This is a genomic window from Streptomyces sp. NPDC045470 (genome assembly GCF_040646595.1).
Classification (GTDB): Bacteria; Actinomycetota; Actinomycetes; order Streptomycetales; family Streptomycetaceae; genus Streptomyces.
Genome location: NZ_JBEZAN010000003.1, coordinates 59,695 through 70,631 on the forward strand (window position 1 = coordinate 59,695; position 10,937 = coordinate 70,631).

A 10,937-nucleotide genomic window follows, 5' to 3' on the forward strand; every position below is an offset into this window, starting at 1 on the left:
GCAGGGCTTCACGGGCTGAGCGGCCCCTGCGGGGCACCGGCCCACCGGGTCGGCACCCCGGCCCTCACCCTTCGCCGCGGGCCGTCCAGCGGACCGGCACCGCCACCGGCAGCGTGACGGCGTAGTAACGGTGCCAGGCGATCTCGTCGGCGGGTACCGCCAGGCGCAGGTCCGCGGTCCGCTCCAGCAGCACGCGCAGGGTCTCCGCGGCCTGCATCCGGGCGACCGGCCCGCCCGGGCAGCGGTGCCGCCCGTCGCTGAACCGCAGGTGGGGTCCGGGCGGCCGGTCGATGTCCAGGCGCTGCGGGTCGGGGAAGACCCGCGGGTCGTGGTTGGCCGCGTCGGTGGACACCAGGACGAGGTCGCCTTTGCGTACCAGGACGTCGTCGAGCAGCACGTCCTCGCGGGCGTTGCGGGGCAGCGCGTCGCCGAGGAAGACCGTCCAGCGCAGCAGTTCGTCGACCGCCTGCGGCAGCAGCGCGGGGTCCGCCCGCAGCCGGGCCAGCACCTCCGGGTGGCTCATCAGCCCTACGCTCGCGGCGCCGAGGAAGGTGGCCGGGTTGCCGAACTGGGAGATGAGGAGGAAGACGAAGAGGTCGGCGACCTCCTCCTCGTCGAGCACGCCGGACGCGTCGCTGAGGGCGAGGAGCCGGCCCAGCAGACCGGTGCCGTCCGCGCGCAGGCCGGGCAGCCGCTCCAGCATCCATTGCTGGGCCAGCGCCCAACTGTCCGGTACCGCGGGGAGGCTCTGCGGACCCGTACGGAAGATCGTGAAGAGCGTGGTGTTGTCCGGGCAGCCCTCCGGGTCCAGGCCCAGCAGTTCCATGGTCAGCGCGCGGGAGAGCGGCATGATGAACCCGTCGACCAGGTCGCCCGGCTGCTCCCCGGCCAGGAACGTGCCGAGCAGGCCGGCGGCGATCTCCCGGACGCGTTCCGGCGTCAGGTGCTGCTGGTGCGGGCCCACGCCCCGGAAGAGTTCCTGGAGGAGGCCGGCCTTCTCGGAGTGGGTACGGATGTCGGTGATCGAGAGCGGCGGGACGAGGGGGTCCTGCCGGGGCATCCACGGGTCGGAGGTCAGGGTGAGGCTGAAGCGGCGGTCCCGCAGGACCGAGCGCACCTGCTCGTGGCCGGTGACCAGCCAGGCGTCGGTGCCGGTGTTGGTGCGTACGCGCAGGATCGGCCGGTGGGCCACCGACTCGGCCAGTTCGGGTGCGAGCCGGTCGCCCCGGAAGCAGAAGGGGTAGCGAGGGAGTCCTCCGTCGTCAGGCATGGGGCTGCTCCTTGTCTCGGCCTGGCGGGAGGGGCGGGAGCCGCCCGTCCCGTCCAGTGGCCGCCTCACGGGGTGTCAGGTCTGTCCGGGACCGATCGCGGCGGGCTCCGAGTGCGGGCCGGGCGGCAGGGCGGCCAGGTGCAGCGCGTCGTCCACGGACTTGGCGTGCCGGACGAGCTGCCGGTCGGCGTCGGAGAGGAACCCTTCGTCGCGGGCGTGGTCCAGCATCCTGGTGAGCGGGCCGAAGAAGCCGCCGTCGTCCAGCAGCACGATGCGCTTGTGGTGCAGGCGCAACTGGGCCCACGCGGTGATCTCGAAAAGCTCCTCCAGCGTGCCGTAGCCGCCCGGGAGGGCGAGGAAGGCGTCGCTCTGGGAGTGCATCAGGGCCTTGCGTTCATGCATCGAGCCGACGATCCGCAGCTCGGTCAGGTCGCGCCGCCCGTACTCCCGGTCCATCAGGGCCTGCGGGATCACCCCGGTGATGCGGCCGCCCGCCGCGAGGACCGCGTCGGACAGCGCGCCCATCACGCCGACGCCACCGGCACCGTAGACGATGCGGATACCGCGCCGGGCGCACGCCTGCCCGAGTCTCGTGGCGAGTTGGACGTGTGTGGGACGCACGCCCGCGCTCGCGCCGCAGAACACGCACAGGCTCCGCAACGCGTGCCCGGCCGGTGGGCGGACCGGCTGGGCGTCGCCCGGCCGGGGTGTGTCCGACCGTGCGGAGGGCCCGTGGCCGCGTTCGGTGTCCGGTGTCATGAAGGGGTCCTCGTCTCTCCTTCGGTACGGGCCGCCCGCGGCGGTCCCGCCGCCGCGTGCGACGGCAGCAGGCCGGCCAGGCGCGTGGCGGGGTCGACGAGCAGGTCCCGCTCGGCCGGTCCGGTACCGGCCGCGGCCACTTCGACGCCCAGGAAGTCGGCGATGTAGCGCAGGAAGTCGCGGGCTTCGGGCGGGAGCTGGTCGTAGCGGGTCAGGCCGCGCGTGCTGCGGCGCCAGCCGGGCAGCCAGCAGTACAGCGGGCGGCAGCGCTCCAGGTACGCGTTGTCGGGTACGAACTCGCCGTACCCGCCGTCCGGCAGGACGTACCCCACGCACACGCCGATGCGGTCGAAGCCGTCCAGGATGTCGAGCTTGGTCACCACCACGCTCGTGTAGCGGTTGAGGCCGGCCGCCCACCGTGCGTGCGCGAGGTCCAGCCAGCCGCAGCGCCGGGAGCGGCCCGTGGTGGTGCCGAACTCCTCCCCGGTCCGACGCAGCCGGTCACCGAGTTCGCCGGCGTCCTCGGTGACGAACGGGCCGTTGCCGACCATGGTCTGGTACGCCTTCAGCACGCCGACCCGGTGGCCGACGAGCGAACCGTCCAGACCGGTGCCGCTGGTGACGGAGTAGAAGGCGGTGGGCGAAGTCGTCACGTACGGGTACGTGCCGTGCTCCAGGTCGAGCACCGGTCCCTGGGCCCCCTCCAGCAGGACCGAATAGCCCGCGTCGGCCGCCGCGCCGAGCAGCGCGACGGTGTCCGCCGCCACGGACAGCAGCGGATCACGGTACGTCTCCAGCCAGGCCAGGTCGGCATCGGCGTGGCCGGACGGCAGGCCGAAGAAGCGCACGTTCTGCTCGATCCGGCGCCGCAGCAGGTCGGGATCCCGCAGGTCGCGCACCCGGATGCCGATGCGGTTGGCCTTGCTGACGTTGGCCGGGCCGATGCCGCGCCGGGTCGTGCCGATCACGTCCGAGCAGCGTCCGCCGCCGCTCTCCTGCCGGCCGTCGACGAGCCGGTGCAGCGGCAGGACGAGATGGGCCCGGTCGCTGACCACCAGCCGCCGGCGCAGCTCCGGTGCGTACGCGGCGGACGACGCGATCTCGCCGGCCAGGGTCCGCGGGTTGACCAGGACCCCGTTGGCGATGACGGCGAGCACGCCGGGGTGGCGCACACCGGAGGGCAGCAGATGGTTCTTGAGCGTGTGCACCTCGTCCGCGGCGTTCGTGAAGACCGTGGTGTGCCCGGCGTTGTCACCGCCCTGCACCCGGACGACGATCTGGTGGGCCGGGGCCAGCCGGTCCGTCATGGCCCCCTTGCCGCCGTCGCCCTGCTGGAGGTCTCCCACCCAGGTGATGTGCTGCCGGTGCGGTGGCGGTCCTGCCGTGCGCGTCAGCGGGGCGAGCAGCGCGCCGCGCCGTGCCTCCCGCGACGCGCCGAGCGCGGGCCACAGCGCCCGCGGATCACGGGACGGTGCCCGGCCGTTCGCGTCGTCGGGCGGCCGGGCAGGGCGGCCGACGGACGGCGGGCCGGGGCACGGTGACACCGGTGTCTCCTCATCAGGCATGCGGGGCCTCCACGGGGCGGTACGGGGGCAGCGGTACGAGGGGCGGAGGTGGGGTCGCGGCGGGTTCGGCGGAACCGGCGCGGTGTCGGGTGCGGATCCCGTTACGCGACGTGCTCCGAAGCCGGTTGCCGTACGCCGTGCCGGCGCCCGGCCGAGCACGGACGGACATGCCGAGGACGGACGTGCCGAGCACGGACGGACGTGACCGGACCGGCCCTGGACGCGCGGTGCCCGGGTGTTCGGCCGACGGCGTGCGGGCCGGGGAGTCGGCGGCCGGTTCCCGAAGGCCCGACGCCGGTCCGTCCTCCCGCACATGAACACGCCCGCCACGATTTCTTCGCATCCGGGACTGCTCGCAAACCCTTCGTCCGGGTCACGCCTCCCCGGCCGAGGGGCGCATCGCGGTACGGGCGGTGGTACACCGCTCACGACGAGGCTCACGTTTGCTCACCGGAACGTTCCACATCATCCGCAAGAGTGAACAGCGGCATCGGATTGCTGGGTAACTGCCTAGTGCACCCGCTTTTTTCGGGTGGCATGGAGGACACGCCGGAACGGGCTCCCGGCCCCGGTGCGGCCCGGCCACGGGGACCCGGCGGTCCACCGTCGGCGTGACCGTCCGGATGCGGCCCGCGCGGTGCCGCACCGCCGCCTCCGTCTCCTCTCCCACCGCCTTCAGCCGACCCGGGCCACCCGGTTCCGCCCGGAACCCGGCGCCCCGGCCGTCCGGGCGCTCCGACCGTGGCACTCCGACCGTTCCGAGGTATTGACCATGCTGCGACCCTCCCAGGTGCCCGGCCGGCCGGACCGGCACGCGCCGTGGAACGACACGGCCACGCCGTACCCTCGCGACCGCTGCCTGCACGAACTGTTCGAGGAGCGGGCGCGGGCCGCCCCCGGGGCGCCCGCCGTCCGGCACGGCGACCGTACCCTGACCTTCGGCGAGCTCAGCCGGCACTCCGACGCCCTCGCCCGGCGGCTGCTGTCCGCCGGTGTCCGTCCCGGCAGCACGGTCGGTGTGCTCGGCGGCCGGTGCCCCGAGGCGCTGGTGGCGTTCCTCGCCGTCGTCAAGTGCGGTGCCGCGTACGTGCCGTTGGACGACGCGTACCCGCCCGCGCGGTTGCGCGCCATGGCCGAGGAGGCGGACGTACGGGTGGCCGTCGCGCTGCCGGGCAGCACGAGCCGGGTGCGCAGGCTGCGGGCCTGTGTGGACGGCGGTCTCGCCGCGCCGGACCCGGGAGCGGACGCGCCGGCCGGCGTTCCCGCTCCACCGGCCGGAGACTCCGCCCCACCGGCCGGCGACCCCGCCCCTCCAGGCGTGACCGTCGCCCCGGAGGACTGCGCCTACGTCATGTTCACCTCCGGCTCGACCGGCCGCCCGAAGCCGGTGGCCGTCCCGCACCGCGGCGTCGTGCGGCTGGCCGCCTCCGGCCCCTGGCTGGCTCCCCCGGTGCCCGGCGAGCGGGTGCTGCACGCCTACAGTTGCTCCTCGGACGCCTCGACGATCGAGATCTGGACGGCGCTGCTGTCCGGCGCCTGCCTCGTCGTCGCCGAGCGGGAGCAGTTGCTGTCCGTGGACGCGCTGGAGCGGCTGCTGCGCGAGGAGGACGTGGCGGTGGCCTTCCTGACCGCGGGGGTGCTGCACCATGTGGCGCGCACCCGGCCGGAGGCGCTGCGGAGCCTGCGGTTCGTCTCGGCGGGCGGCGAGGCGCTCGATCCGCGGCTGTGCCGCCGCGTGCTGTCCGCCTGCCCGGGGATCACCCTCGTCAACTTCTACGGGCCCACCGAGAACAGCGTCGTCTCCAGCGCGTACGTCGTACGGGACCTGCCCGCCGACGCTGCCTCCGTGCCCATCGGGCGCCCCTTTCCCAACTCGACCTGCCACGTGCTCCGCGACGACGGCACCCCCGCCGGGCCGGGCGAGGAGGGCGAGCTGCTCGTCGGGGGCGACGGCATCGCCATCGGGTACCTCAACGACCCGGAGCTGACCGCCGAACGCTTCCTCGACGACCCGTTCGGCCCCCGTCCCGGCGGGCGCCTGTACCGCACGGGTGACCGCGCCCGGTGGCGGCCGGACGGCACGCTGGAGTACCGGGGGCGCCGCGACCGGCAGGTCAAGCTGCGCGGATTCCGGGTGGAACTGGACGAGGTCGAGGCGCGGCTGCGCGCGCACGAGGCGGTCGCGGAGGCCGTCGTGGAGATCGACGGGGAGGGGACGCGCGCCCAGCCGGTGGCCTTCGTGACGCCGGCCCGCCCCGGCGCGGCGGTCCCGGCCGACCAGGTGCGCGCCTACCTGGGGTCCTGGCTGCCCGCGCCCGCCGTACCGGGGCGCATCCACGTCCTGGACCGCTTCCCGGTCACCGGCGCGGGCAAGGTCGACCGGCGTGCCCTCCTCGCACCGGCGGCGCCTGCCCGGCAAACGCGTGCAACAGGAAACGGCGACACGAACGCAAACGGGCAACTGCCCCTCAAAGGGCTGGATTCCGAGGCTTCCGGAGGCCCAGCGGACGGAGTCGGCTCCGGCTTGCTGACCGTGCTCGCCGGCGTCTGGGAACACGTCCTGCGCGTCCGGCCGGCTCCCGACGACGACTTCTTCGCCCTCGGCGGCGACTCGCTGCTCATCGCCGAGGTGACCACCAGGACCATGACCGCGCTGCGCATGGACGCGGCCCACGGCACCTTCCTCGTGCGCAGCCTGCTGCGGGCACCGACGCTCGGCGCGTACGCGACGGCGGTGGACCGGGCGCTGCGGGACAGCCGGGCCGGCCGCCGGTCCGGCTCCGCGCCCGCGTCGGAGGCGGACTTCCTGAAGGAGGCGCGGCTCGGGCTGCGGTTGCCGCCGGTGCAGGGCCCCGTCCCCCGCCCACGTGACCCGGCGCGCGTCCTGGTCACCGGTGCCACCGGCTACATAGGAGCGTTCCTGCTCGACCGGCTCGCGCGGGTCACGGGCGCCGAACTGCTGTGCCCCGTACGGGCCCGGGACGCGGCGCACGCGCGGCGCCGGGTGTGTTCCAACGCCGCCCGGTACGGCCTGGACCTGTCCCCGTACGAGCAGCGGCTGACCTGCTTCCCGGCCGACCTGACCGTCCCGCGCCTGGGACTGTCGGAAGAGCGGTTCGGGCAGCTCGGCGAGACCGCCGACCTGATCCTCCACGCCGGGGCGCACGTCAGCTTCCTGCACCCGTACGCCGCGCTGCGTGCGGCCAACGTCGGCGGCACCCGGGAACTGGTCCGGCTGGCCGCCGGGCGGCGCGTCCCGCTGCACTTCCTGTCCACCGTCGCGGTGCTGGCCGGTTTCGGCACCGCCGGGGTGCGGGAGGTGGACGAGGACACCCTGCCGGCCCACGCCGACCATCTGTCGATGGGGTACGCGGAGAGCAAGTGGGTGGCCGAGCGGCTGCTCGCGGAGGCGGCGGAGGCGGGGCTGCCGGTGGCGGTGCACCGCCCGTACGAGGTCACCGGCGAGGAGCACACCGGCATCTGCAACACCGAGACGGCCATCAGCTCGCTGTTCCGCGTCATCGCGGAGACGGGTGTGGCGCCGGCCGTGCCGCTGCCGCTGGACTTCGTGCCGGTCGACCATGTGGCCGCCGCCGTGGTGCACCTGGCGACCCACGAACCGGCCGACGGCCGCACCTACCACCTCACCAACCCCCGGCCGGCCCGGCTGGCCGACATGGTGGACCGGATGCGGGCGGCGGGCTACGACATCCGGGAACTGCCGTACGACGCCTGGGTGGCGGAGCTGGTGCGGCATGTCGCGAGAAATCCCGGCAGCCCTACGGCTCCGTTCGTCTCGCTCTGTGTGGACCGCAGCAACAAGTCCGACATCAGCGTGAAGGAGATGTACCTCGATGACGTCTTCCCACGGCTCGGACGCGCCAACACCGAACGGGGCCTGCGGGACAGCGGACTGCGCTGCCCGCCCACCGACGCCGCCCTCCTCGACCGCTACCTCGCCTTCTTCCGCTCCAGCGGCTTCCTGCCCCCACCGCTCCCCCGCGCCGGCGGCTGAGCCGGCCGGCGGTCTCCGCGGAAGCCTGCCGGACGACGTCCTGGCCCGCGACTGGGTGTCCCCGGCGCTGGCGGACCTCTGGTCGGCCGAGCGCAAGGTGGTGCTGGAGCGGCAACTGTGGCTGGCGGTGCTGCGGGCGCAGGCGGCGGAGGGGGTGGCGGTACCGCCCGGTGTGACCGCTGCGTACGCGCGGGTGGTGGACCGGGTGGATCTGGCCTCCATCACGGAGCGGGAGCGCCGGACGCGGCACGACCTCAAGGCCCGGGTGGAGGAGTTCAACGCGCTCGCCGGACATCAGCACATCCACAAGGGCCTGACGTCCTGCGACATCACCGACAACATCACGCAGGTACGGGTACGGCTGTCGCTGGAGCACCTGTCCGGCCGGGCCGGGGCCGTCGCGGAGCTGCTGCGCCGCCGGGGCCGTGCCGCTCCGGTCGCGCACGGCCTGCGCCGGGCCGCCGTGCGGCTGCGGACACTGGCCGACGGGTACCCGCTGCGGGGCGTCAAGGGCCCGGTCGGCACCGCCCAGGACATGCTCGACCTGCTCGGCGGCGACCGCGCCGCGCTGGACCGCGTCGAACGGCGTGTCGCGCGGCACCTCGGCTTCTCCCGTGTCATCGGCTGCGTCGGGCAGGTCTATCCGCGCTCCCTGGACCACGAGGTGCTGACGGCCCTGCCCGGCCTGTCCGCGGCGGCCGCGCTGGGCGGGGACCCGCGCGCCCGGCCCTGGAACCGGGCCGGCGAACTGGCGGTACTGCTGCGCGGATACACCGTCATGGCGGCGGGGGTGGCCGGTGAGCAGTGGCACGAGGGCGACGTGTCCTGCTCGGTCGTGCGGCGGGTGGCCCTGCCCGGGGCGTTCTTCGCCGCGGACGGGGTGCTGAGCGTCCTCGAAAGCTGGTGCCGCGGCGGTGGAGCGGGCGACGGCGGAGCGGGCGACGGTTCGGAGAAGCCGGGCCCGGCGCCCGGGGAGCTGTAGGCACCCCGGGCGCGCGGTGGGGCGGCCCGGCCGGTGGCCGCCGGGCTTACAGCGGCCGTGCGCCCGCCAGGAGTTCGAAGGTGCGGCGCTGCACGTCGGCCGGGTAGTTGTCGGCGAAGGCCGTGCTGTTCAGTTCGTCCTCGCGGACGCAGTCGAAGACGACGGTCGGGCCGGTGCCGGTGGCCCGCTCCTTCTCGTGGTAGCAGACCATCAGGTGCATGATCGCGGTGTCGGGCAGTACGTGGATACCGTCGGTGGGGTGCGAGCGGGTCGCGAAGCCCCACAGCACGTCACGGACGTCCGTCGGGTCGATGTCGTTGTCCAGGACCATGATCCGGGTGACCCACCAGCCGCCGTGCGGGAAGGCGTCGACGGCCTCGCCGACCGCCCGGCACAGCTCCTGCGACGACGTGAACGAGGTGCGCTCGCGCCAGTCCGGGTCGACGGTGACGGCCAGCACGTGCACGGCGGTCTCCGGGATCATCCAGGCGGCGGCCACCGGGATGCCGGCCTCGCGCAGGTAGTGGGTCCAGCGGGCCGAGTGGGTCAGGCCGATCAGGGTGTGGTCCTCGTCCACCGGCTTGCCCGCGCACACCACCGGCATGACGGGGTCGTCGCGGTGGGTGACCGCGGTGACGTGGTAGGCGGGCAGCGACCAGTTCCCCTCGGGGACGTAGCCGGCGAACTCCCCCATCGGTCCCTCCGGCAGCAGTTCGTCGTGGTCGATGTACCCCTCGATGACGATCTCGGCGGTGGCGGGCACTTCGAGGTCGACGGTCTTGCACCGTACGACCTCGACCGGCTCGCCGAAGTAGGACCCCAGGTAGGCCGCTTCGTCGACGTGCTCGGGCAGCGACATGGTCGACACGAGCGGGACGGCCGGCTCGGCGCCCAGGACCAGCGCGAAGGGCGTCCGTTCGCCGCGCGCCCGCCACATGTCGTCGATGACGCCGATGTGCTGCGGCGAGCCGGTGAAGGCGACGATGCGGCGCGCGTCGTGCAGCATGGCACGCGCGATGCCCCAGTTGGTCCACTTGCGGTCCGGGCTGCGCAGCACGAACGTGCCGACGGTGTTGGCGTACCGGCCGCCGTCGCCCTGGTGGAGCAGCGGGAACGGCAGCCGGGTCAGGTCGATCTCGGAGCCGAGCAGAACGTTCTCCTGGCACGGGCCGGAGTCCAGGGTGACGGGCGGTACGGGGGGTGCCGACTGTGCGGCGACCAGGCCGTCCATCAGCTTCCGTGGCGGCGTGTCCGGGTGCAGGCCCAGGGCGAGCGCGAGCCGCGCGTAGGGCGCTCCCGGGCGGCTGCTCAGGGCGGCGGGCGCGGTGAGGACCCGGAAGCCGGGCCGGCAGCCGCGGATACGGGAGAGCAGTTGGGCCGGGGCCCGGTGCTCGGTGGCGTAGCGGGCGATCGCGCCGATCTCCAGTACGGGGTCCACCTCGTCGTCGATCACCCGCAGGTCGTCGAGTTCGGCCAGGGCTTCCAGGTAGTCGCGGAGGCTGGTGAGGTGCTTCATGGGCGGCTGCTCATCCTTTGTCGGTGGGGCGGGGCAGGGCAGGGCGGTGCGGGCCGGGAAGGACAGGAGGGGCGGTGGTCAGGGGAGGCCGGGGGCGGGCACCGCGGCCGCGCGGTGCTCCGCCGCGGCGCCGGCCTGCCGGCGGGCCGCGAACATCCCGTCCCAGCGGTACGCCTTGGGCGTGTCGATGCCGAACTGGTCGAGCACCCGGGTCACGGTGTGGTCCACGATGTCGTCGACCGTCGCCGGGTGCTGGTAGAAGGCGGGCACCGGCGGCAGCATCACCGCGCCCATCCGGGCCAGCGTGAGCATGTTCTCCAGGTGGATCTCGCTCAGCGGCGCCTCCCGCGGCACCAGCACCAGCTTGCGGCGCTCCTTGAGGGTGACGTCGGCGGCGCGGGCGATCAGACCGTCGGCGTAGCCCATGCGGATCGCGGCCAGCGACTTCATGCTGCACGGGGCGATCACCATGCCGTCCACACGGAACGAGCCGGAGGAGATCGCCGCGCCCTGGTCCTCCGGGCTGTGCACGACATCGGCGAGCGCGCCGACCTCGCGCACGCTCATCGAGGTCTCCCACTCGATGGTGCTGCGCGCCCACCGGCTGATCACCAGGTGGGTCTCCACGCCGCCGTGCGCGCGCAGCCGCTCCAGCAGCCGTACGCCGAGCACGGCGCCGGTCGCCCCCGTGATGCCGACCACGAGCCGCGCCGGGGCGGCGCTGCCGCCGCCGATCATGTCTGCCCTGTCTGCGGTGCCTGCGGTGTCTGCCATGTGTGCCATGTGTGCCTCACGTCCGGGTACGGGTGGTGCGTCGTGCGGGTGCCGGG

The 10,937-nt window shown here is 74.2% G+C and carries 7 protein-coding genes; 2 read left to right on the top strand and 5 right to left on the bottom strand.

Annotated features, from left to right (window positions below):
- Positions 1-64: 64 nt before the first annotated feature.
- From AB0A97_RS10785 to AB0A97_RS10795, 3 genes are all read right to left on the bottom strand, one after another.
- Positions 65-1,270: a cytochrome P450 gene (locus AB0A97_RS10785; protein ID WP_361147555.1), complete on the bottom strand. Its 1,206-nt coding sequence runs from the start codon at positions 1,268-1,270 to the stop codon at positions 65-67.
- Positions 1,271-1,345: 75 nt separating this feature from the next.
- Positions 1,346-2,029 carry a TIGR00730 family Rossman fold protein gene (locus AB0A97_RS10790; RefSeq protein ID WP_361147557.1) on the bottom strand — a complete coding sequence of 228 codons (684 nt, stop codon included), beginning with the start codon at positions 2,027-2,029 and terminating at the stop codon, positions 1,346-1,348.
- Positions 2,026-3,594, bottom strand: coding sequence for an adenylosuccinate synthetase (locus tag AB0A97_RS10795; protein ID WP_361147560.1), 1,569 nt, complete (start codon positions 3,592-3,594; stop codon positions 2,026-2,028). The genes AB0A97_RS10790 and AB0A97_RS10795 overlap by 4 nt, the downstream gene beginning before the upstream one ends.
- 772 nt (positions 3,595-4,366) lie before the next feature.
- On the opposite strand from AB0A97_RS10795, the gene AB0A97_RS10800 reads away from it, so the two are divergent.
- Together AB0A97_RS10800 and AB0A97_RS10805 are read left to right on the top strand one after the other, a co-directional pair.
- Positions 4,367-7,609, top strand: a complete 3,243-nt coding sequence (locus tag AB0A97_RS10800; RefSeq protein ID WP_361147563.1) for an amino acid adenylation domain-containing protein — start codon at positions 4,367-4,369, stop codon at positions 7,607-7,609.
- Positions 7,610-7,664: 55 nt separating this feature from the next.
- Entirely contained in the window at positions 7,665-8,591 is a 927-nt protein-coding gene (locus AB0A97_RS10805; protein WP_361147566.1) for an adenylosuccinate lyase, read from the top strand.
- Between the two features lie 46 nt (positions 8,592-8,637).
- Here AB0A97_RS10805 and AB0A97_RS10810 read toward each other — a convergent pair whose 3' ends face one another.
- A complete protein-coding gene (locus AB0A97_RS10810) occupies positions 8,638-10,107 on the bottom strand; it encodes a UbiD family decarboxylase (protein ID WP_361147568.1) in 1,470 nt (489 codons plus the stop codon).
- A gap of 78 nt (positions 10,108-10,185) precedes the next feature.
- A complete protein-coding gene (locus AB0A97_RS10815) occupies positions 10,186-10,845 on the bottom strand; it encodes a non-oxidative hydroxyarylic acid decarboxylases subunit B (RefSeq protein ID WP_361148747.1) in 660 nt (219 codons plus the stop codon).
- Positions 10,846-10,937 lie beyond the last annotated feature (92 nt).